At 34.9% G+C, this 23,761-nt stretch carries 21 protein-coding genes and 1 tRNA gene; 11 read left to right on the forward strand and 11 right to left on the reverse strand.

What is annotated here, in order from left to right; translation table 11 throughout:
• The first annotated feature begins 48 nt into the window (after window positions 1-48).
• On the forward strand, window positions 49-918 hold the full coding sequence (locus tag ACQK2H_RS08210; protein ID WP_425390952.1) for a hypothetical protein: 870 nt from the start codon (window positions 49-51) through the stop codon (window positions 916-918).
• Window positions 919-945: 27 nt separating this feature from the next.
• On the opposite strand, the gene ACQK2H_RS08215 is transcribed toward ACQK2H_RS08210, so the two are convergent.
• Both ACQK2H_RS08215 and ACQK2H_RS08220 read right to left on the reverse strand, forming a co-directional pair.
• Window positions 946-1,251, reverse strand: coding sequence for a type II toxin-antitoxin system RelE/ParE family toxin (locus ACQK2H_RS08215; RefSeq protein WP_425390953.1), 306 nt, complete (start codon window positions 1,249-1,251; stop codon window positions 946-948).
• Window positions 1,248-1,478: a hypothetical protein gene (locus ACQK2H_RS08220; protein WP_425390954.1), complete on the reverse strand. Its 231-nt coding sequence runs from the start codon at window positions 1,476-1,478 to the stop codon at window positions 1,248-1,250. The genes ACQK2H_RS08215 and ACQK2H_RS08220 overlap by 4 nt, the downstream gene beginning before the upstream one ends.
• A gap of 276 nt (window positions 1,479-1,754) precedes the next feature.
• Between ACQK2H_RS08220 and ACQK2H_RS08225 the strand changes: the two genes are divergently transcribed.
• From ACQK2H_RS08225 to ACQK2H_RS08240, 4 genes are all read left to right on the forward strand, one after another.
• Entirely contained in the window at window positions 1,755-2,798 is a 1,044-nt protein-coding gene (locus ACQK2H_RS08225) for an NAD-dependent epimerase/dehydratase family protein (RefSeq protein WP_425390955.1), read from the forward strand.
• Window positions 2,783-3,973 (forward strand): glycosyltransferase, encoded by a 1,191-nt coding sequence (locus tag ACQK2H_RS08230; RefSeq protein WP_425390956.1) that lies wholly within the window; start codon window positions 2,783-2,785, stop codon window positions 3,971-3,973. Before ACQK2H_RS08225 ends, ACQK2H_RS08230 begins: the two co-directional genes overlap by 16 nt.
• 156 nt (window positions 3,974-4,129) lie before the next feature.
• Entirely contained in the window at window positions 4,130-5,356 is a 1,227-nt protein-coding gene (locus ACQK2H_RS08235) for a glycosyltransferase family 4 protein (RefSeq protein WP_425390957.1), read from the forward strand.
• 61 nt (window positions 5,357-5,417) lie between these two features.
• The gene (locus ACQK2H_RS08240) at window positions 5,418-6,083 is read left to right on the forward strand and encodes a DUF6090 family protein (RefSeq protein WP_425390958.1); all 666 of its coding nucleotides are present in this window, start codon (window positions 5,418-5,420) and stop codon (window positions 6,081-6,083) included.
• 256 nt (window positions 6,084-6,339) lie between these two features.
• On the opposite strand, the gene ACQK2H_RS08245 is transcribed toward ACQK2H_RS08240, so the two are convergent.
• A tRNA-Met gene (locus tag ACQK2H_RS08245) sits at window positions 6,340-6,406 on the reverse strand.
• Window positions 6,407-6,520: 114 nt separating this feature from the next.
• Between ACQK2H_RS08245 and ACQK2H_RS08250 the strand changes: the two genes are divergently transcribed.
• On the forward strand, window positions 6,521-7,849 hold the full coding sequence (locus tag ACQK2H_RS08250; RefSeq protein WP_425390959.1) for a tyrosine-type recombinase/integrase: 1,329 nt from the start codon (window positions 6,521-6,523) through the stop codon (window positions 7,847-7,849).
• A gap of 107 nt (window positions 7,850-7,956) precedes the next feature.
• On the opposite strand, the gene ACQK2H_RS08255 is transcribed toward ACQK2H_RS08250, so the two are convergent.
• The 8 genes from ACQK2H_RS08255 to ACQK2H_RS08290 all read right to left on the reverse strand — a co-directional run bounded on the left by ACQK2H_RS08255 (window position 7,957) and on the right by ACQK2H_RS08290 (window position 16,579).
• Window positions 7,957-8,529 carry an SIS domain-containing protein gene (locus tag ACQK2H_RS08255; RefSeq protein ID WP_425390960.1) on the reverse strand — a complete coding sequence of 191 codons (573 nt, stop codon included), beginning with the start codon at window positions 8,527-8,529 and terminating at the stop codon, window positions 7,957-7,959.
• A complete protein-coding gene (locus ACQK2H_RS08260; RefSeq protein ID WP_425390961.1) occupies window positions 8,530-9,513 on the reverse strand; it encodes a hypothetical protein in 984 nt (327 codons plus the stop codon).
• A gap of 76 nt (window positions 9,514-9,589) precedes the next feature.
• Window positions 9,590-10,894 carry an HAD-IIIA family hydrolase gene (locus ACQK2H_RS08265; RefSeq protein WP_425390962.1) on the reverse strand — a complete coding sequence of 435 codons (1,305 nt, stop codon included), beginning with the start codon at window positions 10,892-10,894 and terminating at the stop codon, window positions 9,590-9,592.
• Between the two features lie 62 nt (window positions 10,895-10,956).
• The gene (locus ACQK2H_RS08270) at window positions 10,957-12,051 is read right to left on the reverse strand and encodes a polysaccharide pyruvyl transferase family protein (RefSeq protein ID WP_350205737.1); all 1,095 of its coding nucleotides are present in this window, start codon (window positions 12,049-12,051) and stop codon (window positions 10,957-10,959) included.
• 54 nt (window positions 12,052-12,105) lie between these two features.
• On the reverse strand, window positions 12,106-12,618 hold the full coding sequence (locus tag ACQK2H_RS08275) for a galactosyltransferase-related protein (protein WP_425390963.1): 513 nt from the start codon (window positions 12,616-12,618) through the stop codon (window positions 12,106-12,108).
• 232 nt (window positions 12,619-12,850) lie between these two features.
• Window positions 12,851-13,594 (reverse strand): galactosyltransferase-related protein, encoded by a 744-nt coding sequence (locus ACQK2H_RS08280; protein ID WP_425390964.1) that lies wholly within the window; start codon window positions 13,592-13,594, stop codon window positions 12,851-12,853.
• Window positions 13,591-15,030 carry a glycosyltransferase family 4 protein gene (locus ACQK2H_RS08285; protein ID WP_425390965.1) on the reverse strand — a complete coding sequence of 480 codons (1,440 nt, stop codon included), beginning with the start codon at window positions 15,028-15,030 and terminating at the stop codon, window positions 13,591-13,593. The genes ACQK2H_RS08280 and ACQK2H_RS08285 overlap by 4 nt, the downstream gene beginning before the upstream one ends.
• Entirely contained in the window at window positions 15,020-16,579 is a 1,560-nt protein-coding gene (locus tag ACQK2H_RS08290; RefSeq protein ID WP_425390966.1) for a hypothetical protein, read from the reverse strand. The genes ACQK2H_RS08285 and ACQK2H_RS08290 overlap by 11 nt, the downstream gene beginning before the upstream one ends.
• Between ACQK2H_RS08290 and ACQK2H_RS08295 the strand changes: the two genes are divergently transcribed.
• The 5 genes from ACQK2H_RS08295 to ACQK2H_RS08315 all read left to right on the forward strand — a co-directional run bounded on the left by ACQK2H_RS08295 (window position 16,567) and on the right by ACQK2H_RS08315 (window position 23,697).
• A complete protein-coding gene (locus ACQK2H_RS08295; RefSeq protein WP_425390967.1) occupies window positions 16,567-17,565 on the forward strand; it encodes an LLM class flavin-dependent oxidoreductase in 999 nt (332 codons plus the stop codon). The genes ACQK2H_RS08290 and ACQK2H_RS08295 overlap by 13 nt on opposite strands.
• On the forward strand, window positions 17,565-20,009 hold the full coding sequence (locus tag ACQK2H_RS08300) for an ABC transporter permease (RefSeq protein ID WP_425390968.1): 2,445 nt from the start codon (window positions 17,565-17,567) through the stop codon (window positions 20,007-20,009). The genes ACQK2H_RS08295 and ACQK2H_RS08300 overlap by 1 nt, the downstream gene beginning before the upstream one ends.
• Window positions 19,999-22,140 (forward strand): ATP-binding cassette domain-containing protein, encoded by a 2,142-nt coding sequence (locus ACQK2H_RS08305; RefSeq protein WP_425390969.1) that lies wholly within the window; start codon window positions 19,999-20,001, stop codon window positions 22,138-22,140. Before ACQK2H_RS08300 ends, ACQK2H_RS08305 begins: the two co-directional genes overlap by 11 nt.
• A gap of 4 nt (window positions 22,141-22,144) precedes the next feature.
• Window positions 22,145-22,843, forward strand: coding sequence for a hypothetical protein (locus ACQK2H_RS08310; RefSeq protein ID WP_425390970.1), 699 nt, complete (start codon window positions 22,145-22,147; stop codon window positions 22,841-22,843).
• Between the two features lie 368 nt (window positions 22,844-23,211).
• Entirely contained in the window at window positions 23,212-23,697 is a 486-nt protein-coding gene (locus ACQK2H_RS08315) for a hypothetical protein (protein ID WP_425390971.1), read from the forward strand.
• Window positions 23,698-23,761: the final 64 nt, after the last annotated feature.

Raw genomic sequence — 23,761 nt, forward strand, 5'->3', positions numbered from 1 at the left:
GATCAGCGTATAGTTTTGGTTTTTGAAGCAAATAGATCTAGTAAGAAGATGAGCAGATATTTGAAGGAGATTTCCAGACTGTTTCAAATTCGACATACGAAACCAGAAAGGTGGATCCGGAAAATAGAGGGGAAGGATCAGTCAAGCGCTGTGGTGTCTATGTCAGTATTGCCTTCTCGTTTTAAAGGGCTATTACCTACCATCAATTCACTAACTGATCAATCGGTCCTTCCTGAAAAGATCATGATCAATCTTCCTCGTTTTTTTAAAAGGGATAAAACTGAGTATGAAATTCCAAACTACATCACCGAACATCCATTGATTGAAATCAATTGGATTGAAAATGATTTAGGCCCTGCAACTAAACTATTGCCAACCATCGATTTCTATGAGCACAATCCCGACCGATTAATCATTGTGGTAGATGATGATCAGATCTACTCCAAAGAGATGGTGGAGAATTATGTGAAGCATGAAAAACAACTACCGGGTGCAGCGATGACACTCTCCGGATGGAGGGTCCCAGAGACACTGGATCATGCATATAAAGAACAACGCTATGGTGGAATCGTGAGGTTTTACCGAAGAGACGACTCAGTAGAAGAACCTGTTCGCGTTGATTGTCTGCAAGGGGCTGCAAGCTTCGCTGTTAAGCCTAAATTTTTCGATCTAACCGTATTCGATTTTGATAATGCACCGAAAGAAGCCTTCTTCGTGGATGATATATGGGTAAGTGGAAATTTAGCCAGAAACAAAATACCTGTGTACGTTATTCCTGCACCTTTTCGTTTTGGTCGATTTGTTTCCGTTAGGCAGTCTTCACAGTTTGGTTTATCCAGTAGTGTAAATGCTGATAACACCAATAACAATACGCTCTATGGGTATTTTAAAAATCAATGGTGGTCAATGAATTCTTGATCTTCTTTTTTTTGGATAAAGGTGTTATTAACCTTTCATTTTCGAGGGACTTTGTCTTGAGTCAAAAAAGTCTGTGATGTAGATAACCTCTCTATCAACTCTATAAATGATTTTGAAGTGACCTTCTATGATTCTTCGGTGCTCTTGTTTAAGATGCTTCAGGTAATCTTCTCTTTGGCCTTTGTACGGATTCAGGCCTAAACTATCAGCTCGATCAAGTAGGGTATCTTTTAGACTTGATGCTCTTTCAGGTGAAAGTTCTCGTTCTTTAATTGCAAAATTTAAGGATTCCTCAAGGCTGTCAATTGACTGGCCTGTATAGATTACCCTCATAAGTCCATTCTTTCCTTTAATTTGACTTCTGCTTCTTCTCGGGTAAAAACTCTACCAGCTTTAATATCTTCCTCTGCTTTCAAAGCCCTTGCAGTCAGCTTTTCTTTTAGAGTTGGATCTAATTTTTGTTCTTTCTTTAATAATGATTCTAGCTTGTCTATAAGTTCCTCATTACTAATAGCAAGAATTTCTTCTATGAAATGAAGCTTCTTCGATTGTAAATCCATATCAACAAAATAACGATAAATCTCCTTGTTTAGATCAAAAAGACTTCAAAATTCTATAAATCCTACAGAATAATGCTGATAACACCAATAACAATACGCTCTATGGGTATTTTAAAAATCAATGGTGGTCAATGAATTCTTGATCTTCTCTTAATGAACACTAGTGAGTTATTTCCTCACTTTTACGATTCTGTTATCATGCTCCATCATGCTTGGAAATACCTCCCAAATGATGTGTATTGCCTATACAAATTGATCTAATTTTTTATAAACTGGATGAAAACTAAGGTATTGGTAACCGGATGTGCGGGATTTATTGGTTTCCACACAGTAAAGTTGTTAGTAAATCAGGGATACCATGTGATTGGTATTGATAATATCAACGACTATTACCCGATGACGCTGAAATTTGAGCGTTTAAAAGAGCTTGGTATCCACCCTGATTTTATTCGCTACAATAGGGAAACTGAAAGTGATGAATTTGAGAACTTTCAGTTTGTCCGCATCGACATTACAGATGAGAAATCCATAACCACATTGTTTGCTCAATACCGATTTGAGTATGTGGTTCATCTGGCGGCCCAGGCAGGGGTAAGGTATAGCATCGATAATCCTAATGCATACATTCAATCGAATGTAGTTGGTTTTAATAACATTCTGGAGGCATGCAGGTACTTCCCTGTGAAGCACCTGGTTTATGCGAGCAGCTCCAGTGTGTATGGATTGAATATTGATCAGCCTTTTTCTGTAGAGCACAAAACGGACGAGCCGGTAAGCTTGTATGCGAGTACCAAAAAAAGTAATGAACTGATGGCGCATACATACAGCCATCTGTTCAAAATTCCCACCACGGGTCTTCGTTTCTTCACTGTATATGGACCATGGGGAAGACCCGATATGGCACCAATGCTTTTTGCAAAAGCCATTTCCAATGGAGACCCGATCAAAGTTTTTAATAATGGGGAGATGGAGCGTGACTTTACCTATGTTGATGATATTGTAGGAGGGGTGAAGCAGGTGCTCGAAACCGCTCCTAAACCTAATGAGAAGGGAGTGAGGTATCGCATCTACAACATTGGTAATAGCCATCCGGTGCAGCTTATGGATTTTATCAATATTCTGGGTGAAGAGCTTGGAATGGAGGTGAAAAAACAGTTTCTTCCATTACAGGAGGGAGATGTAGTAAGCACATACGCTGACATCTCGGAACTAAAAGAAGAGATTGGCTATCACCCCAAGGTGTCTGTTAAAGAAGGGGTGAAGGAGTTTGTCCATTGGTACAAAAGCTTCTATCAACTGGAGGCATGCTCAAGCTACTAGATTGTAACAATTTCTGGAGCCCCTCAGGCGGAGGTGTTCGTAGGTACCATCTAGAGAAGATGGACTATTATAAATCCAGATCAGATATGCATTATGTCTTTGTAATGCATGATAACAAAACGTATACAGAGCAAATTGGGGAAAATGCTTTTGTTGAGCATATCAAAGTTCCTAAAGTCTGGGGTAACTGGGAGTATCGTTATTTGGTTCGAAAAAAACCTATCGAGCGAGTGATACTTAAGCATCAGCCAGATATCATTGAAGTGGGATCTCCTTATTTTATGCCGCGAATTATCCACTCAATTGTGAAAAAAAATAAGCTTGAATCCAAAGTTTTTGGTTTTTGGCACGCCGATTTCCCGGTCACTTACATGCGTCGTTTTCTGGAAAAAGCCCCTCTGGGATTAGCAAATAAAGGAGAGCAATTAGCCTGGCAGTATGCACGAAAGCATTACAACAGAATGGAAGGAGTGTTAGCGGCTAGTGAGGCTGTTAAAAACAGGATGGAGGAAAACGGAATGAAAAATCTTCACTTTTCTCCTCTTGGTGTTAACAATGTACTGTTCCACCCGGACCGGAGAAACACCGGACTTATCAATGATTTGAAAGCCGGTAACTCTGATCGGCTGATACTTTTTTTCTCTCATCGGTTTTCAAAAGAGAAAGGGTTACATGTTTTGTTAAGGGCATATGAGATGATCCTGGAAATGCTGGATGTACCTCCTGCTTTAGTATTTGCAGGAACAGGACCATTTGAAAGCTCGGTAAGGCAAGCAGCAGCCAAATATGAACATGTACACTTCAAAGGATTCATTGAAAACAAGCGAGAAATAGCTGAATATTATGCCAGTGCTGATTTGGGTTTTGCACTAAGCGAGTGGGAGACATTTGGATTATCCTTAGTGGAGGCACTTAGCTCGGGGCTACCCCTTATTGTGGCTGGCGAAGGAGCGGCTCGTGAACATGTTGAAAGTTCGAAAGCCGGATTAATTCTGGATGAAGTAAATCCGGATCAACTTGCTGATGCCATCGTGAGATTCAGTAAGCTTGACCGATATAAGCTGTCAGAAAATGCCAGGAAGTATGCCGCTCAATTATCTTGGGAAAGCTGTTTTGATCGTCAGTTAAATATTTATCAACGAGCAATTGAGGCGAATAAACGCATGGTTCATTAAGTCAATATTATTTCTCCTGATTTCAATGTTAAAATAGATCGGTGAAGTAAGGTTGATCATAATATTGGCATCAATGTGCGGTAAAAAAAGTCTCATTATTTCATAATGGGATTTGTTTCCGCTGCGCTTAAATCAGCATGATCTTTACTTCTGATTATGAGCGTGACAAAGAGAAAGATTGCCCTGTTTGCTGATGTCCTTGAGGAAAACTTTGATGGGGTTAGTGTCACGTTGCATAAGATTCTCAGGAATGCACCCCAAGACCGGTTTGAATTTCTGATAATTACGCCGCATCCACCGCTATTTCCTGAAAAGATTCCTTTTGAGATATATACCTGTAAATTTTTAGATCTACCTTTTCAAAAGGGTCAATCAGGATATAGACTTGGAATACCTGGAAAGGAAGCCAAAAAAAAACTGGATGAATTTAGTCCTGACCTTATTCATTTTACATCACCCTCGCTGCTGGGACGGTTTGCAATAAAGTATGGCAAAAAACATAATATTCCGGTTATCAATATTTACCACACTCATTTTCCGGCATACCTGAAGTACTATATTGGCAAGTTCGGTGATTTCCTTTTCGGTAGAATGATCAAGCGGTCTGTGATGTGGTATTACCGTAAGGCAGACCTCACGCTCGTTCCTACAAAACCTATTCGCAAGGATCTAAAAAAGCTGGGTGTGCCAAAGAAGAAAATGAAGGTATGGGGACGTGCAATAGAAACAGGCAGTTTTCACCCGGACTTTCGTAATGAATCATTATTTGATTTGGTGATTCCTAAAGACAATAAAAAGGTGCTGTTTGTGAGTCGATTGATTAAAGAAAAGGATATGCCAGCAATGGTGAAAATTTATAAGAAGCTAAGGAAAATAGATAAGTCTATCACTATGGTGGTCACCGGAGATGGACCTAAAAGAGAGTGGCTGGAGGAGCGAATGCGAAAGGCTGTTTTTACCGGTAAGAAAACAGGCGAGGATCTGGCAAGCATATATGCATCCAGTGATTTGTTCCTGTTTCCGTCATCTTCAGAGACTTTTGGCAATGTGGTAATTGAAGCACTTGCTTCTGGTTTGCCTGTGGTTTCTGCAGATGCAGGAGGGCCTTCAGAATTAGTCAAACATAAGCAAAACGGCTTCCTCGTAAAGACGGGAAAAACAAAGGAGTTTGTAAAGCGAGTGGTGCAGATTTTAAAGGATGATCTACTACATGCAGAAATGAGTGAAGCTGCCCGAAAATCCATTGAAGTTCGATCAATCGAGAGCCTTCATGAAAAGTTGTGGGTTATTTATGAAAAGGCCATCAACGACTATAATACTGCTCCTGTAATAACATCACGTCATTCTGTTGTTTCAGGAGTGCCATCCAGGCAGAGCATATAGCTGGTTGCTGAATCTACCTGCCAATTGGACCAAAATCCATTGATATCACTATTTTTATTGCATGAAGAAGATTAATTGGCTGGATCATTTTGCTAATCTGCTGGTGGTAATTCTTGGTATCAGCATTGCGTTTTATCTAGAGAGTTACAAGGAGGAATCGAACAATCAGCGTCAGGAGAAAAAGTATCTGGAAAGTATGGTTACCGATCTGCAAACGGATATTGAGGCGTTGGATACTCTTTTAAAAGTTAATGAAGAGTTGTCAGGAGCTTTGGTAAATCTGTCTTTAGCAAGCGTAGGAAGGCCATACGGAAGTGATTCCGCTTTGATGTATCAAACGCTAAAAATCCAATATAATCCTCCATTTACTCCGCAAAGAACTGCTTATGAATCATTAAAAGCATCCGGAAAAATGGATCTTATCAGGGACTATGAACTTAGAAATCAGATAGTGGATTTATATGAGCAGTATTACCGGGGTACCTCGGAGTATGATGACGCACTAGACCAACATGTGCGTGATTTTGTAAAACCTTATTACATGAAAAATGTGCGTTTTACAGGGCCACAATCAATTGATCCTGCCTTTTTAAATAGTGACGAATTTCGAAATATCATTTTTGCCTATAGATATCTATTTATCGCAAAAGATGAATTCTATAAGAATGTGCTGAATAAAACAGATAGTGTAAGGAATGAGATAGTTGGTTATTTAGATCTAGAATGAGTTCTTGTTGATTAAGGTTTGTTGAGATTTGAAAGGATCGTCTTGCGATCAGAATGAGGCTTTCATAGAGTCACTCCTGAGAAGGGAGATGAATAGCGGACTCTGAGGAACAAAGAAAAAGAGAATAGAAAAAAGAAAAATGTTAGCTAGTACAAAGCTCAGAGTTCTCTGCGAGTAACTCTGAGGGGGAAAAGATGTAGCAATAGGCTTTCATAACTCATAACAAAAAATCCCGCGTAAAAGCGGGATTCGGGTGTGGGCCCACCAGGGCTCGAACCTGGGACTTACTGATTATGAGTCAGTATTATAATGAACTTAGATCCAATGAAATCCTTTTAAATACGTATTTAAGGCATATTTAGTCTATATTTTAATAACTTTGGCTGTGTAGAAAACGATTTGAAAATCGCAGAAAAATCGCAGCTTAATTATTCATTATGACCAAAATAAGTTTGAAGTTAGATCTTAGGAAGACTAGTATTGTTCAAGGAGATAAGCATCCGTTAGTTCTTCAACTAAGTCATAATCAAAAAACCAGATTGATTTATCTTGACATAAACCTTAATAAATCAGACTTCAATCCATCATCATTAGAAAAACCCATTTCCAAAAAGATTTTAGGTTCTTCCCGATTGAATGCAAGATGCAAGACCTCATTATCAAGGGCTCAACTGTTTGTTCAAGATAATAATAAGCGGATTAAGTATTGGGATATAAATCGAGTCAAAGTCCGAATTGAAAAAGAGGTTTTTGGTAAAGTGAATGAAAAGGGATTCTTAAGCTTTTCCTCTAATTATCTTAAAAGGCTTAAGGAAGAAGGAAGGTATTCTACGGCAAGTAGCTATGAAGATTCTTTAAAAGCTTTTGTGAGATTTTTAAAGAAGAAAAGAGGAAACGATGATGTCGAAATAGATAAACAAATAAAGTCTTTATTTGATGAGCAGATGACATTGCTAGATGAGTTTGAAACCTTTGACATTCCTTGTGAAAGTATTGATAGAGAATTTGTCCTAGATCTCAGGTCATTTTTTAAATCTAGATATAGTAGTAAAAATACTCCCAATATCTTTCTAAGATCCATTTCTGCAATATTAAATGAGGCCTACAAATCAATAGAAGACTTGAATGGGTATTCTCCTATCAATGATATTAAGACACCTAGTTTTAGAAATATTCCAACTCCACTATCTGGCGAAGAGCTACTAAAGCTAAATTCCTATAAAACATCTGTGAAAGGTCTAGAGGAATCAAAGAATTATTTTCTTTTCATGTTCTATTGCATGGGTATGAATTTTACAGACTTGGCATTGCTTGAAAAGTGGAATGTTAATGGAGGTAAATTGCTTTACACACGGAGAAAAACAAGAAACTCATCCCCAGATAATTTTTCAATTACCTTATCATCTCAGGCACTAGATATTCTCAATGCATCCATTTGTAAAAATGGATCCAAGTATCTTTTTCCGATTCTGAAAGATGATATACCCGAGGATAAAGTCCATGCCAAGATAAAAGAGAAGATCATATACTTCAATAAGCAAATTAAGAAAGTTGCCCATGAACTCGGTATCGATAAGAATATTACTAGCTATACTCCTCGTGATACGTGGACAGCAATGGGAAGTGAAATAGGTATAGATTTACGATTACTTTCTAAGGGTTTAGGTCATTCTAGTATGGACACGACAGACAAACACTATGCACCCCAGTTAAACGGAAAAATTTTAGATGAAGTAAATTCTAGAATTGCTTCGATGATAATGTGAATTGGTTTGGATTCATAACCTGAAGGTCGGAGGCTCGAGTCCTCCTCCCGCTACTCTGAAATCCAAGCAGTTACGATAATGTAGAGAAGGTGTTTGTGCTAGTAAGTTTAAATGTACGTGTATTCCTTTCCGGCTAGTAATGATTTTTTTAGCATATGAAAAATCATCATATGGATATCTTCAACAATTTCCATATCAGGTATCTGAATGTGAAGACATAAATTGGCTATTTTTAAAACCTCTCCACCATCAAATCCAACCAGGCCCACAGTAGTTGCACTCATTTGATTTGCACACTTCAATGCCCTAACAACATTCTTAGATTTCCCACTTCCACTTAATCCAATAACAAGATCACCTGGTTTGATAAGGGCACTAAGTTGGTTTTTGAAAATGTCATTGTAGTCGATATCGTTCGCAATTGCGCCAATGGCTGGGAAGTTATCATTCAAACAAATGATTCGAATTCTATTTTTTTGGCCATTATTCAGACTTTTCAGGTAGTCTCCTGCAATATGAGAAGAGTTGGCACCGCTTCCCCCATTACCAAATATATATATGGTATTTCCCTTCGACCGGGTAGAATCAATTAGAACTCTCAACCTGTCAATTTCTTGAAAGTCTAATTTTGTAATTTGTTCCGTCAATTTTTTAATGTACGATGTATAAATGTTTTCCATCTAATCTTCATCTGAATAATGTATCACCTTTGATCCCTCCGATTCAAACTTAAAATCAAACTTCTTAAGTCCAATCTTATCTTCGAGTATCTGTTGCTTTTTATATGGACAATAAAATAGAAAAAATCCACTTTCTCCTGCCCCCAAAAGCTTTCCACCAATTGCTCCATTTTTCATAGCAACTCTGTAAATTCGATCGATCATTTCATTAGAAACGTTTGAACTTAATTTCTTTTTTATTTCCCAATTCTCACTTAACGTTCTCGCGAAATCGTCCAATTTGTTGTTAATAAGAAAAGACTTAGCTTCATTGACCAATGATACCATATGCTTCATGTAGCCAGCATATTTATCCTGTAATAGATTTCTTTTTTGCTCTTCAAGAATAGTATGTGCAGCTCGCTTTTCCCCGGTATAGAAGAGGACTAAATTCCTTTCCAATTCAGTAAGAATGGATTTTTTTAGATAAATTTTTTCGACGTTCACAGAATCGTCAGTGTTGAATTGAATAGCATTTATTCCTCCATATGAGGCCGCATATTGATCTTGTTTCCCTATTGGCTCATTGAGTATGTCAATTTCAATTTCACAAGCGTCCCTTGCTAGTGTTTCTTTCGACACATATTTCTTTCTATTTACATATGCATTGTGCAATAAGCCTACTGTAAAAGAGGAAGAAGATCCCATTCCTGTACCTGATGGAACATCTGCAATAGAAGAAAATTCAATACCACCCTCAAAATTGAATTTTTTGAGCACTTCCCTAAAAATTGGATGTTTGATATTATTGATGTTTTGAATGGTCTCTGTCTTGCTATACTTCAATCTCACTTTATTTTTATCAAAGAATCGATGAGACGCAATGTACATGAACTTGTTAATGGTGCTGCTGAGAACACATCCTGGGAATCTTTTATAATACGATGGCATATCTGATCCACCACCAATAAAACTGATTCTAAAAGGGGTTCGAGTTATTATCATTCGTTCCTTATTGCAATGAAAACATCAAAATTTAATAAATAGAAATGTAATGTTTTTTCTCCCTTAAAAACCAATGTTAAGAATTATTTTCAATAATAAACTCTACTGCTTTGTTCAGGTTTTTGAAAAAGAAATCAGGATTTATTGTCCTTGATTTAAGACCATATCCTGTATCTACACCTATTGTTATCACACCAGCTTTTCTGCCGGCTTCAATATCAGTTTCTCTATCACCTATCATATAAGATTCACTTAAATTAATATTGTAATCATTTGCCGCTTGTAACAACATTCCATCATTTGGTTTTCTCCAGTGATGTTCGCTTTTAAAGTTTGGGTTTTCCTCTGGATATCCCTTATCTGGATGAAATGGACAGTAATATAGAGCATCAAGTTTAGCGCCTCCTTTTGCTAGTTCCATGTCTAGTTTTCTATGGATTGCCTCAAGCTCATTTATAGTACAAAGGTTTCGTGCAACAACGGATTGATTTGTTACTACAATGCACAAATAATCTGATTTATTGATTTTAGAAATAGCTTCCACGGTGAAATCGTAAAGAATCAAATCTTTTGGTTTGGATATGAGATCAATATCATAGTTTAAGACACCGTCTCTGTCTAAGAAGATCGCCTTTTGAGGGTTTGATAAATTTCTCTTTTGAATAATCCCTTTGGCGAAATCTATCCTTATTCTCTCTAGTCTCTCTGGCGTACCCATGTCTTTAAGGTATTCAGAAGTTCTATAGGAATAGAGTTGTTTAGTTAAAATAATGGTAGGAAAAAGATCTTTAACAAAATCAAATTTATTCCGAAACGGAATTCCATTAATTATTGATTTAGACATTAAATAAAGCCCAGCGTTTACAAGGTTCTGACCAACAAAACCATTTTCATGTGGTTTTCGTATGAAACGAGATATTCTATTTGCACCATCGGTTTCAATCAGATCACTATCTTGAGGGTGATCATTAGAATGAGTAACTAATGTTATGTCTGAATTATGTGAAAAATGAAATGCTATTAATCTATCTAAATCCATGTCCAACATCACATCTCCGTAAAGAATAAAGAAATGCTCCTCTAAATCATCCATGAATGATGGAAATGCACCTGCTGTTCCGAGTGGTTCTTTTTCTACATAAACTTGAAGCTGAAGTCCTTGTAGTTTTATTTTTTTCGTGAACTTAGAGAGTGCTTCATGGTGATAATTAGCAGTGATGAGTATTCTTCGAACACCATATTTATGTAGTAATTTAATTTGATGTTCAATCACGGGCATATCTCCAACCTTAATTAACGGCTTTGGAATGTCAGATGTCAGAATTCCTAGTCGCGATCCTCTACCCCCAGCCAAAATAACTGCCTGCTTAATTTTGTTCATTGATTAAAATTGGTTGATTTTTTTTAAAAAAATATAAATCATACCTCTTTGCCACAAAGAACCTATGAATTGTGATTATAGATAACACGATTTAAGAATTGTACTGAATGATTTACAAATTGTCGTTTATGCTTTCTTACAGAATGCCAATCGATTTCGTTGCTGATCTTGACTAGATGCTCTTTTTGAGAGGTGTAGACTCTATGAGTTAGTTGAAATCGATTGAGTATTGTGGTAAACCTATCATTTTCAGCAAATGCCTTATTCTTTTGTGTTGCAAGCATAAATTTTTTTTCAAAAATTATTGAAAAAAGTAGGCCATGGTATGAATTCGTTATTACGTACTTAGCTACAGAAATTAGGTGAAGCCATTTATTTGGCGAAGGCATCTTGACAATAGTGGAGGGAAAATTGTTTTCTGCACCCTGAATAGCGATAATCACCACTTCAAGTCCCTCAGAATTTGCATAATTTTCAATAAATGCGAGTTCATCGACTGTAAATGGACACTCATTTACCAAGTAAATAACAAATTTGGGGCGAGATTCATCAATGAAAAAGGCAGAGTCCCTTCTAATCAGTTGCAAATAGTCCTCCTTCTCAAGCAAGAGCGTTGGATCACATGTAAGGTCTATTGGTCTTTCCAAAACTTGCTCACAAAGTTGTAAAGCAGAGTTTTCTCTAACTGAAATAAAATCGAGATTAGAAAGTAATTTTTTGAGAAGCGAAAATTCTTCAATATTCAAAGAGTTTTTACCAAAACTTGCTGCGTACGAGGCCTTAGTACCACCTTTGGGAAAGAAATGTAGAAAATATTCTGGTACTATACCATTCCATACTTGATCACTGCCAGTTATATAAATATCAGCTTGGGGTGGATTTTTCCTAAAAGCTACTAAAGAAGGGTATTCGTGGGTAGATACATTTAAGAAATTGTCAATGAAGCATTTAAATTCAAATTGACAATTAGTGATTTTTTCTTCTAAAGTCGAATCTATAAATACCTTTCTTTTTTGTGAAACATTATTAAGACGTATCCAAAAAACCTCACAATTGAGTTTTTTAAGGTAGACTTGTAATGCATAATATTGAAAGAGAGAACCATAATTATTAGCTCTTTGAATCCAAGAATATGAGGAAAGTACTGCTATTTTCATTACTTGATCTCTAAAGGCGATACTCTTTTACCGGGATTATTTGGTAAAAGAGTATTACTTCATTCGCTTCGTCTCGTATAAGTGAACATTCTTTTTTGTCAGGACTTTTTCATTCCAACCTTCACTTGTACCATGATTTAAATGCAGGTAAAGAAGGTCGGGTGATTTAAGTAAAAACCGGCTGTCTCCTAAGTAGCGACCAATAATATCCTGGTCTTCTGCACCCCAGCCCATAAACCTCTCATCCCATCCACCGATTCTATCAAGTTCCTTTCTAAGAAAAAAAGGCAGTACACCGAAGCGCTCACGGTCAAAGAACTGTGACTTTAGGCAACCTTCTTCCAAATCTTCTTCGGCTATATTCCCTCTTTTCATATATTCCCAAACAATTTCAATATTTTCAAGTTCTTCTATATTGGAATTAATTCTATATCCGGACATAAGGAGGGATTTTGATTCTTCAGCTAATCTTAAATGTGTCTCGAAAGAAAATTCATATGGGACTAAATCAATATCGTATGCAGTAGCATACTTTCCTGAAGCTCTTGCTAATGCGAGATTAAGCATTTTTGTCTTATGAAAAACACCATCGAATGGTAGGAATTCATAAATTAGATTTTTTGTCTTTTCAATCTGTGTTCTTTGTATACTGGGTTCAAAATTTGATTCAATTAAAATAGCTTCAATTGAGGAAGTCAGTTTTTGGGTTTTCTTAAACCACTTTAAGAATGTTCTAAGATGTGCTGGTCTATTTCTGTATGTTATGAGTAGTGAAAGGTCCATTATGATATGGTAATAACTAAAATTTGATAATATCTTGATCGTAGGTTCCTAGAAAATTTTGCTTATAATAATTGGCTAAACAGTGTCGAAAATTACTAAGATTAGCATCGACTTGCCTATTAGTATGACTTATGTGAATTGCCTCTCCAAATTGGTCATGACTAAGCCCGATGTACGAAAGTCTAATAAAAAGATCACAATCTTCCCATCCCCAATTCTCAAGATTTGAGTTCATTCCATTAACAGCAAAAAAATCCTTTTTAAACAAAGTACATTGCCCTATTCCACTTCGTGATCCATCTGTTATATAGTTACTTGAGGTTGGTACATCGATATTCTTACCATCTTTTGTAACAAACCGCTTGACATTATGAATTTCAGAAATGAATCCATCTTTAACTCTTTGGTTATTATCTGATTCAAAGACTTTTCTTATTGTTAGAAATTCATTCTTCGATAATTTTCTCTCTTTCAAGGTATCAGCTTTAATTATGATGTCAGCATCCATAAGAAAAATAATGTCAAAATTGGAATGATATACTCCAATATTGATTGCTCGTGATTTATTGAATTTCTTGAAATCGTATTGAATTACCTTATAATTTTTAGCATTAATGTTTTTTAACAGTTGAAGAAACTCTTTATTCCTATTGCACACTAAAATCAACTGATAATATGGATCAGTCCAAAGCTCCTTATTTTCAACAAGTGATCTCTCCAGTTCTGGTTTATTGAATGCTGTGATAATGACTGATATCATTTTTTTGTAAAGTTTAGAATTCCCTTTTTAATCATACTATTCAGTTTAGTATTATAATTTAAGTCGAACTGTGTTGGTTGAATAAAATGACTATTCGAAAATGTATCTAAGATTTTTATTTCTTCGCTACTGACATCAAAAGTGGCAGGCCACATTGGGTTATTCATTTTCAATTGTTTAGAAACTTGATTAAGATGAAAAGGTGATGAAGGATATACTAGATGCTTTTCTTGATTATATGTTGGTTTTGAGGTATAGTAATAAACACTGTTAGATATATCATTCCATGAAATACCGTCTGTGTCAGGCAAATAATTCACATCAGTATTATTCTTAATAAGAAAGTCGCCTAATGACACTTTCGTATCCTTGTTTTCTGATCGTTTATGTCTGGCTACAGTTTCATTAATTATGGCAGATAACTTATTTTGGAATGCATTTAAGCTGTAATGGATTGAGCTTAATTTCATCGCATTTTGGCTGTGATTCTTTCTAATATCATGATCTGATAAATATTTTTGACAGGCGTATGTTCCTGATGCCAGATCTACCCTTAAACCTGAATCAGAAATCCATGTAGGCATTGCAAAACCCACATTTTCTTCTGCTAAGGTATCTTTCAGCCCTCCATAAGCAGAACCTATCACTGGCGTGCCGCATGCCATAGCTTCAGGAACAACATATCCGAAATTCTCATCAACAGATAAAGTGGGGTGCATTATTATATCACATCTACTCATCAGTAGGGCAAGGTCAGATGAACTAAGTGTTGAAGTAAAATATTTTAGATCATTTACCAATTGATATTGGTTAATAAGCTTTTGAATATAATTTGGATATTGAGTCCCTTCCCAATTAAAAAGTGGATAATCAAGCCAATAATTTCCTACTACCACAGCTTTTAGCTTCTTGAATTGTCTTTTTAAACAGTAGAAACTTTCAAGAAAGCCATGAAGGTTCTTCTGAGGTAGTATTCTTGCAAAAAAACCAATGACCAATTCATCGGGGTGGATTATATCATCTATTTGAGTATAGTCATGCCTTCTATAAAATATTGAGTGGTCTACAGGTAATTGCAATAAACTCACAATTGGAGATTCATCAGTATATAGGTTTAACAATTCAACGTCTGAATGGCAGTTTACTATAAGACCATCAGTTCTGTAAAGGTTAGTAAGATTCTTTTTCAGAAATTCAACATCAATGGTGGCTCCTCCATGAATGCAATGAATAACTGGGAAATCATTCTCTCTTGATTGCCACCATTTACTAGATGAAAAATTAAGAAGAACATCTCCAGAGAAATCTGATGAATCGACAAACTCATATTCAAATTTTTTTTCAATTGCATTCAGAAAAAACCGCCTTGTTTTATCTACGCTTCTCCAAGGATGTTCACTAAATCCAGCAAGTCCAACCCTTAACCTATCTCCCATTTATGATTGAATTCAACTCTGGTGAAGTAGCATTGATAAGCATTTCCATTTTTTTAGCTATCTCCTCTTTTGTTGTTGCGTTTTGCTTGAATTTAAGACCTATACGGTAACCATTCCCACCAAACCATTTATCGTCAACATGAAGCTCATTAGGATTAAACATTTCTTTAAGTTTAGATTCATTTTTCTTCAATAGTTCTTTTAATGCTTCATTAAAACCGGATTCCATATGAAGCTCGATTAAGACGTTATTTTCCTCAAGGAGGTATTCATAGTGGAGAAACCTTGGCCAGCCATTTGGTATAATACGACGGAAATGGGGGAATCTACCTCTTGCCTTTAAATCATTTCCAAGAAGCTTGTCACTATAATTTATTAGTTCTTCAAAACTATCATCGAAAGTTACTTCGTAATGTGCTGTTTTAAGAAATTCATTTCTTTTTCCAAGTTTTTTGCTTTTGCTTATAGCTGTAATACCATTTAACTCTAACGTGAAATCAGCTAATATCTCACTCGATATCTTTTGGCAGTCAAAGTTGAGATCTTTGAAAAGAGTTATGGATCGTCTATAATGTCCTAAATGAAGGAAACAATGTTCAAATTCAAAATCATTTTGATAAATTCCTATAAGCTCATTCATTCGATTTATCGTGTAATTACAAAATAGCAGATATTCTTTTGGGATTGTCATTCCATAATGAACAGCAAACATGGCTAGTTCCACAAGGTGACCAACATAAAACGATAGATTCTCTACATAAGGACCAACCTTCAGAAGGTCTTGGAGATACAGAATCGTGTCCTTTCCAGTGTTGGTTTTCAAAAAATAAAGTAGTGAGCCCAATAATTTTAATATCTCCAATTGACCATGCAAAAAGTATTCATTGTACTTTCTTAAGTGTTCAAATTCTTTAAACTTATTGGTTGTAGCAATAATACCTTCTGTTAGATGTACCTTGCGACAAACTGTAAATGGCCCATTTTCATGAGATTCAATTGCTTTTTCTAAAAGTTGACCAAATTTCAATTTTGTGTCTTTGAATGTAAACTCCAGATCAGGATTATCTAGAAAGTAAGCATACCCAAATAACAAATGGCCAAAATCATGACTTTCTGTAGACGGAAGGTTAATTACATTGCTATTTTTGACGGTTTCAATAATACTATGTCTTCCAATATGTCCCTCTTTTTCAAATCCGCTCATTGCTAAGTAGGCAAAAGTTTGCCACGGATGAAAATCACCTTCAGGAGAATTCTGTCTTATATGAGGAAGTCCCTTCTTATTTAAATGTACAAATGTCTCCATGTAATCAATGATTGTTTTACCTTCATACTCTACATTTCCCCATCCATTAATAATGTGACAATAGTATGGCATTCCATCACGATCAATGATGTTATGAATATTATTGACCATCAATTGATTAAGTATTTCGACAGTTTCGTTTAGGCTCTCAACATCAAGATTCTCTTGTTGATTTTCAATTTGATTGATGGAGTCATTAATTGATTCACTAAACCTGGAGTCTAGTTTAAATGGTATCCACATATAATTTAAAAGGTTATTTGCAATATTTTTATAATCTTTGGCAAGGTACAAAATTCAAAAAAATCAAACCTAAACTTGGCGTGAAAGATATTGCAATCGGAGTAGTTGATTTCGGCTTGCGTCGATCCAACCAAAAATTTATAGATATTCTGAATCATACTAAAAAACTGGTTCAATTAACTGATAAAAAAGGCTTTACAAGTTATTGGTTTGGTGAGCACTACAATGATTCGCTTCTTACTTTTACATCACCCCTTATCTTAATAAGTTATTTTGCATCCAAAACAAATCATATTAGGTTAGGTACAGGAGCATTGCTCATAGTCTATCAAAATATTGAAAATTTAAAACATCAACTTGAAAATCTCAGCGCATTAAGCAATCAACCTATTGAAATAGGAATTGGATTTGCCCCTGGGACAGAAAACTCTACCATTCAAAATTCACTTGGCTGGACATCTAGTAAAGAAAGTAAAATTACCAAATACAATGAACTGGCAGATTGGGTTAACTCAAAAAAGAATAATATAAATTTGATACGATTAACTTCAACACTCCCTGAGTATCCCTCTTTAAGTGAAACAACGTACTATGCACACTTCATAAAACCAAATAATTATTCAGTGCCATCTAATAAGGTAATTAAAGTTGACGGTGTTACAGTGTTTGCATCCTTAGCCAGTACTCATAGGGAATTAGAGATTCTCAATAAAACTCACCAACGGTTGATTGATCATATGGTCGACAATAAACATGCGAAAACACTATGTGAAAAGGAGATAATGGAAGAAAGTAAATTAGAAGATGAAGTAATCCAATACCGATCTATAGTAGGATTAGAAGACCAATTTTATGCTAAAACAACATCTCTTCTATCTTTTTATGGCACCCGTAAACTAATGATCATTCCGATTCACTATGATCCAAATCTGGAATTAGAAATGATTGAGAAAATCGGGAATTTATTTAACCTCAGAAACCAGTAATGATACGAAATTATATCAAAATCTATTTCAGGAATTTTAGACGAAGGTTTGCAAATAACATCTTTTTAATCCTTGGGTTATCTGTTTCATTTGCTTCAATGGTGTTTCTAATTTCATTTATATTTTTTGAAACACATTATGATTCTTTCCACAAGAACAGCGCTCGTCTTTATCGACTTGAGATGAATATTAAAAACAATGGGCAAGTTATATCATCGAATGCAAGCACATTTCCAGGAGTTAGAACATTGTTAAAAGACTATCCAAGTATTTCCCAATCAATTAGAATGAAAAGAAAACCAGGTATGATTACTAATAATCAATCTGGCAAAATCATTCAAAATTTCGAGACAAAGCTATATTATACTGATGAGGGATTTTTTGAACTATTCACATTCAGCACATTGGTTGGTGATGCAGTTAATCCTTTGAGTGAACTCAATAGTCTGGTAGTAACGAAATCATTTGCCAGTAAATATTTCCCTGACATTCCGTTGACGGAAGTGATTGGCAGAACGGTTACAAAAAAGGGAAATCTAGAAGATGAACTTTTATATATAACTGCAATAATTGAAGATTTGCCCCAAAATTCTCATTTTGATTTCGATGGTCTGATTTCATATAAATCAATTTACCAATGGAGAGATAGCGACAACTCAGATTACAAAACAATATCCGAAACTAATATGGGTTGGCCTGGTTTCTACACTTATTTTTTTGCTGATGAGATTCCACACAATCTTTATGAAGATTTGTCCAAAGAAGTATACGAACAAACGAAAGGTAGGCATGAAGTATCATTTTATTCACAGAATATTAGAGATATTCATTTAAAATCTAATGTGTTAGGAGACTTTAAGCCAGGTGCAAATAGTGACTTGCTATTTTATCTAAAAATCACAGCTTCGTTTATTATTTCAATAACACTCTTGAATTATATCAATCTTTTTATCTCAAAATTAAGGGACTCTTCGAAGGAACTTGGAGTTAGGTTGGTGGTTGGATCGACTAGATTGCACCTGTTTGTCAAATCACTGATTGATAGCGTAATTACTTTGACACTTACCCTGATACTGACTACAATAATTGTTGCCTCCTCTGGCCAAATAGTTGAACAGATGATCGATAATTCGATCGACTTAACAATAATGACTCAGTCGGAGCTTCTTAAGAGTATTATTCTTGGGCTTATTGCTTGGATTTTCCTGTCGAGTTTGATTTCAACATGGATTGTTTCAAAATTCAAAATCTCGCAAGTACTGGCAGGTAACCTGAAAATAAATAGCCAAAAACATTGGCGAACTGCCCTTTTAGGAATAAACTATTTAATTGCTGCATCACTTATTTTTTGTACTACTATTGCAGCAAGGCAATACTTTTTTTTAACCGTTTCAGATTTGGGGTTTGAATCAAGTAATTTATTGATTGTCAAAGCACCTAAATCTCTAACTAACTCAAAAAAAGAATCCTTAAGAAATGAACTTCTTAATTATCCAAGTATTTCTGAAGTCACCTATAGTGTCACCCATCCGGGAGCAAACCATAGAGAACAAGCTGTTATTTTTGGTGAAAACAGGAATAAATATTTCTTAAATATCAATGGTGTAAACTTCAGCTTTATTAAAGCCTATGACTTACAAATTGTAGCTGGTAATTCTTTTGAGAAGGAAAACATTATTGCTGATTTAATTGACTTTAATAGGGGAAGAATCAATTTGGGCACTGAAGACCACACAGTTATTGTTAATGAAAAAGCTGTTGAAGTACTCGGGTTCTCAAAGCCGGAGGAAATTATAGGAAAAGACCTTTTTCTTTTCGGTGCAAAAAAGAGAATTATTGGAGTTGTAAAGGATTTCCATTTGATTTCACTAAAACAATCGGTGGAACCATTACTTCTATATAGGCAAGAAGTTTCGTTGTCAAATATTACAATATCATTTAATAACGAAATAGATGTTGAAAATCTAAAAGCAGGATGGAACACCATTTTACCAAATGAAAGTCTTGAGTACTATGCACTCAGTGATATTATAAATCAGAATTATAAGGAAGATCGAAGATTTATTAAGATTGTAATGCTTTTTACTTTTTTAATGTTCATCATTTGTCTTGTTAGCTTATGGGCATTAACATCGTACAACTTCCAAAATAAAATTAAAGAGCTTACAGTAAGAAGTATATATGGAGCTGGGTTTGTTCATTTGTTAATTCTACTTATAAAGCAAACTTTTTTAGTTATAATAATAAGCTTCACTATAGGTATTCTAATCGCTTTTCCCTTAATGCAGGATTGGTTAGCTAATTATTCATCTAGAATTGAAATAAATATTCTGGATTTTATTATTCCGTTATTAATAATGCTTTCAACCGCTTCGGTAGCTATTTTATTGTATTCTATAAGAATTAAGTCTTTAAACCCAACCTCCAACCTTCATGCTCAATAATACTTGGTATTCTTCGACTCTTCCTGAAGAATATCACTTTCACTTTTGCCTGAAAGTTATTGCTTCATGCTTTAAACAAGATTTGTCGATCGATAAAGTGGATGAATTAATTTTTGCACGGACAATTGAGTTGGAAGATGCCTGCAAAATTTGTAATGAAGTCGGTTTTAATTCAAATTTAATTTCTATCAATGATATTTCTGATTTAGAATATCCCGCACTTCTTCGCAAGGAAAATGGCGATTGGATCTGTATTGTGAAGAAACCACCTAATAAGAATGCCATTATTATGGTTGATCCAATAGCCGGAGAGCTAACCTTGCCTTGGTGTTCAATCCTTCCATCACTGCAACGTGATCAAAAGGAAAATATCGTTGGTGTACATATTTCGGGAATTTCAAGACTAGACCTATTTCACTCCAGGAAAGAAAATTTTTTCAATCATCTGAAAAGTCTTCAGATCTTGAAAATAGACACATCAAAGTTAGTAGTATTCCTTTTGTTAAGTATTGTTTTGGTATGCTTACAAATAGCTATTCCGTTATTATCCAAGGTTTTAATTGACAATAGCTTGAGGTCAAGCAGTGTAATGACAATCATTCCAATTATCATTGCACAGTTGGTAGTTGCTATGGGTAAATACCTTGCCAAAGAGTTTAACGATAAAATGGTTATTCAATTCGGAGTTAAAATAGGAAACTCCCTCTATTCCAGGTTATTTGATTCATATGTATCCTTATCAACATCTTTTGTAAAAAGAAAGAGCGTCGGAATTTTCCAGATGAGAGCTCAGGATATTAGAAGAATCCAAAAATTTTTATCTGAAAAAATTCCGGCCAATATTATAGCACTGTTACTAACTATAGCACTGGGAGTCTTGCTACTATTCATACAGTGGGAAATTTTTATCCTATTTGTATTTTTTATTTTCTGGGAGTTTGTGTGGCTTAAAACATTCAGAAATAGGTTAAAGAACATCTTTTACACAATTCACCTAAGTGGCACCCGATTTCAACAGGTAATATTGGACTTCAAAAATGAGATAACTGATTTAAGGATGTATCAAAAAGAAAGGTATATTAAAGATAAACTCATTTACTCATCATCCATACACAATTCGAATCACATTAAAAGTGATTCATTATTTTTTCAAAGAGCAAGAGGAACAACCCTAATTGATGAGATTCGAAATATATCAATTACATGTGTACTTTTAGTTCTGGTAATCCAGGAGAACTCAACAATTGGTGATTTATTTGCGGTCCAATTTATTACGGGACAACTAAGCTGGGGAGTCAATACCATAAGCAATTTTTCTCCTGCCTATCAGGACTTTCTACTCTTTAGAAACCGACACTTCGAGTTTACACAAAAGCAACAGCAAGATGATTTCGAAACTATATGGGAACCTCTTGATACAGGTAGTATTAAGTTAAACAACATTTCTTACTCCTATGAGAATGCTTCCAATCAAGTGTTTGATAACTTAAAATTTGAAATACCTGCTCAAAAGGTTACACTAGTTGCCGGATCAAATGGAAGCGGAAAAACCACCTTATTAAGAATATTGGCAACAATTGTCAAACCAACTCAAGGCGAGGTCATATTTGACTCGGATTTGAAAAAAGATTTCAACTCCATTCGTGAAAATATTGCCTATCTGGGTACTGAAAGCAACTTATTATCAGATACATTACTCTTTAATATCACTCTTGGAAATAAATCAAGTAAGATTTCAATTGATGAAATATTGGATTTTGTTGCCCTAAAAAAATTTACGATGTCATTACCATATGGTTTGGAAACTGTTATAGGAAAAAATGGATTAAGTCTCAGTAAAGGACAGGAACAAAAAATTTTGCTGGCAAGAACCATTTATCAAAAGAGGGATATATTGATTATGGATGAGCCCTCCACATTTATCGATCATTTACAGGGTAACCTGATTGATAAAATGATTAAAAAATATTTTGCTGATAGCACAGTGATTATTACTTCGCACGATTCAAGTCTTATAGGTATTTCAGATTATGCAATCGTACTTGGTAATAAAACGATTGTTGAGGAAGGTGCTACTGAGCAGCTAATTGCTAAACCAAATTCTATCTTGAACACCTTTATCAATTCTTAAAAAAATGCTTTTCATTATCACACATGGAAGAAGTGGATCCAACCTTCTTAGTTCATTATTAAGCTCTCATCCAGACATTAATTCATATGGTGAAATTTATGGCAGTTGGTATCTAAAAAAGCCCGAAATCCTGTCTTTATATCGCGAAGACAGTCTTTATCCGTTAAAAAATTATAATTCATCAAAAGTAGATGTATCTAAAATACTATATGAACAACTTACGAAAGAATACTTTGAGCTTCATGGCTTGAGACATTTAGAGTCTGTAAAAAAAGCTATTTTCAATTCATCAAATAAATTTATTCACCTCAAAAGACGGAATAAGCTAAAACAATTGGTATCAAAAAAATTGGCTAACTACTCTAATTCACATATTTGTGGGGTTAATCAATCAATTTATGATAGACATAAATTTACTTTAAGTACTAAAGAGTGTGAGAGAGAAATTTTGAACATAGATGCTGATGAAAAAAAAATTGACTGCTTGCTAAAATTCAATACAATTGATGTGTTCTACGAAGATCTTATACTTGGAGTGAATGAACATAAGAAAATACTATCATTTATTCCATTGAAGTATAGCAAGCTGAAATCTTCACTCAAAAAGCAAAATAACAGGAGACTCTCTCAGATAATTACGAACTATTCTGAACTAAAAACTTATTTTCGAGGATCATACTTAGAGTCGATGATGAATGATTGATTGGATGAATATGATTGATTACACACAATTCAATTAGTCGCAAATAAAACTGATAAAAGATTTTCTTGTTTAAGAAAATCTTTTACTTTTAGATTTTATTTTTAACTATAAATTTTTGTAGAATGGAAACACTTATTTCTTCTTTGAACGAATCCAAGTCCATGTTGAATGACATGAAATCAATTCCAGATGAACAACTGATAAGAGGATGTTGTTTTCAGGGATGTTGCAATCAGGAATGTGAGGCTATTATTCAGTAAACATCTCTTTATTAGCTGTTCGAAATAGATTGAATTAATTTGTGTAGAAAATCTTAATTGTTTTTCTATTTAGTCGAATAAACGTTTCGAACAGCTATTTAATCCCCTATGTCTAGAAAACCAACTATTAAAATTGCTTCACTAGATCAGGTACTCAGTTATTCAAACGAGCATGTTCTGGTTAGATTCAAGAAGACGATCGAATTGCTGGATAGCGACTATCAAATTATATTTGAAGACGTTTTGAGATGGCTTTGGTTGTCTGCAACAGTTTGGGAAAATCATTTATTCCGTGTTCGAATTACAAGTGAATTAGCGATTATAGATCAAATGTGGCACACCTTTTTATTATTCACTATTGATTATAAGAAGTTTTGTGAAAATTATTTCGAAGTTTATCTCCACCACCAGCCATATATCAAAGATAAAGTAACGGATTCCAATGCTGTAACATGGGAATTTGAGAAACAAGCACAATACATCATTAAATATCTTGGTAAAGAAACTTTCATCAGATGGTATTATGTCTACCCTAAAAAGTACTCAACAGAAATAATCAATCAAATCTACCAAAAGCCGTACCCTGTTACTTGACCATTAGTTGATGTGACATTCCAAAATAAACCCTTGGTTGAATCAATTCTGAATAGACTTATTT

Origin of the sequence: Ekhidna sp., from assembly GCF_965228795.1 — a bacterium.
Lineage (GTDB): Bacteria > Bacteroidota > Bacteroidia > Cytophagales > Cyclobacteriaceae > Ekhidna.

Excerpts from the sequence above, each read along its gene's own strand:
- ACQK2H_RS08250 (WP_425390959.1), top strand. The coding sequence starts at position 6,521 with ATGACCAAAATAAGTTTGAAGTTAGATCTTAGGAAGACTAGTATTGTT.
- ACQK2H_RS08280 (WP_425390964.1), bottom strand. The coding sequence starts at position 13,594 with ATGATATCAGTCATTATCACAGCATTCAATAAACCAGAACTGGAGAGA.
- ACQK2H_RS08295 (WP_425390967.1), top strand. The coding sequence starts at position 16,567 with ATGGTATCCACATATAATTTAAAAGGTTATTTGCAATATTTTTATAAT.
- ACQK2H_RS08255 (WP_425390960.1), bottom strand. The coding sequence starts at position 8,529 with ATGGAAAACATTTATACATCGTACATTAAAAAATTGACGGAACAAATT.
- ACQK2H_RS08315 (WP_425390971.1), top strand. The coding sequence starts at position 23,212 with ATGTCTAGAAAACCAACTATTAAAATTGCTTCACTAGATCAGGTACTC.
- ACQK2H_RS08300 (WP_425390968.1), top strand. The coding sequence starts at position 17,565 with ATGATACGAAATTATATCAAAATCTATTTCAGGAATTTTAGACGAAGG.
- ACQK2H_RS08260 (WP_425390961.1), bottom strand. The coding sequence starts at position 9,513 with ATGATAATAACTCGAACCCCTTTTAGAATCAGTTTTATTGGTGGTGGA.
- ACQK2H_RS08270 (WP_350205737.1), bottom strand. The coding sequence starts at position 12,051 with ATGAAAATAGCAGTACTTTCCTCATATTCTTGGATTCAAAGAGCTAAT.
- ACQK2H_RS08265 (WP_425390962.1), bottom strand. The coding sequence starts at position 10,894 with ATGAACAAAATTAAGCAGGCAGTTATTTTGGCTGGGGGTAGAGGATCG.
- ACQK2H_RS08225 (WP_425390955.1), top strand. The coding sequence starts at position 1,755 with ATGAAAACTAAGGTATTGGTAACCGGATGTGCGGGATTTATTGGTTTC.
- ACQK2H_RS08240 (WP_425390958.1), top strand. The coding sequence starts at position 5,418 with ATGAAGAAGATTAATTGGCTGGATCATTTTGCTAATCTGCTGGTGGTA.
- ACQK2H_RS08290 (WP_425390966.1), bottom strand. The coding sequence starts at position 16,579 with ATGTGGATACCATTTAAACTAGACTCCAGGTTTAGTGAATCAATTAAT.
- ACQK2H_RS08275 (WP_425390963.1), bottom strand. The coding sequence starts at position 12,618 with ATGCTTAATCTCGCATTAGCAAGAGCTTCAGGAAAGTATGCTACTGCA.
- ACQK2H_RS08310 (WP_425390970.1), top strand. The coding sequence starts at position 22,145 with ATGCTTTTCATTATCACACATGGAAGAAGTGGATCCAACCTTCTTAGT.
- ACQK2H_RS08220 (WP_425390954.1), bottom strand. The coding sequence starts at position 1,478 with ATGGATTTACAATCGAAGAAGCTTCATTTCATAGAAGAAATTCTTGCT.
- ACQK2H_RS08305 (WP_425390969.1), top strand. The coding sequence starts at position 19,999 with ATGCTCAATAATACTTGGTATTCTTCGACTCTTCCTGAAGAATATCAC.
- ACQK2H_RS08285 (WP_425390965.1), bottom strand. The coding sequence starts at position 15,030 with ATGGGAGATAGGTTAAGGGTTGGACTTGCTGGATTTAGTGAACATCCT.
- ACQK2H_RS08215 (WP_425390953.1), bottom strand. The coding sequence starts at position 1,251 with ATGAGGGTAATCTATACAGGCCAGTCAATTGACAGCCTTGAGGAATCC.
- ACQK2H_RS08230 (WP_425390956.1), top strand. The coding sequence starts at position 2,783 with ATGCTCAAGCTACTAGATTGTAACAATTTCTGGAGCCCCTCAGGCGGA.
- ACQK2H_RS08235 (WP_425390957.1), top strand. The coding sequence starts at position 4,130 with ATGAGCGTGACAAAGAGAAAGATTGCCCTGTTTGCTGATGTCCTTGAG.
- ACQK2H_RS08210 (WP_425390952.1), top strand. The coding sequence starts at position 49 with ATGAGCAGATATTTGAAGGAGATTTCCAGACTGTTTCAAATTCGACAT.